This window comes from Mycobacterium sp. 1482292.6 (genome assembly GCF_001672995.1).
Lineage (GTDB): Bacteria > Actinomycetota > Actinomycetes > Mycobacteriales > Mycobacteriaceae > Mycobacterium > Mycobacterium europaeum_A.
Genome location: NZ_LZKV01000219.1, coordinates 1 through 521 on the forward strand (window position 1 = coordinate 1; position 521 = coordinate 521).

The 521-nt window shown below is 61.8% G+C and carries 1 protein-coding gene; it reads left to right on the forward strand.

Translation table 11 applies throughout. The features are described 5' to 3' along the window. On the forward strand, window positions 1–521 hold a 521-nt coding region (locus A5624_RS22520; protein WP_156749141.1), incomplete at both ends, for a spirocyclase AveC family protein.

Here is a 521-nt window from a genome sequence, read left to right on the forward strand (position 1 = left end):
ATCACCCTGGACGGGATGCTGCTGATCTCCTGCGGTCTGCTGTTCTTTCAGGATCCGCTGCTGAACTACTTCAACACGTGGAGCACGTACAACACCTGGATGTGGAACCGGGGCTCGTGGGTCCAGGACATTCCGGGTTGGGTGTCGTTCGGGAAACCGGGCGCGATGATGGCCGAGCCGTTCCTGATGAATGCCCCGGGCTACTTCTTCGTCCTGCTCTGCACGATGCTCGGCTGCTGGGTGATGCGCAAAGCCAAGCAGCGCTGGCCCAACATCAACACCTTCGGCTTGATCGGCGTGGTGATCGCCTGGACCTTCGTCTTCGATTTCGTCATCGAGGGTCTGTTCCTCATGCCGATGGGGCTCTTCACCTACCCCGGCGCGATTCGGGCGCTGTCGGTCAATCCCGGCACCTACTACCAGTGGCCGCTCTATGAAGGGCTCATGTGGGGCGGTGTCCTGACCGCGCTGTGTTGTCTGCGTTTCTTCACCGACGACCGGGGGCGCACCGTCGCCGAGCG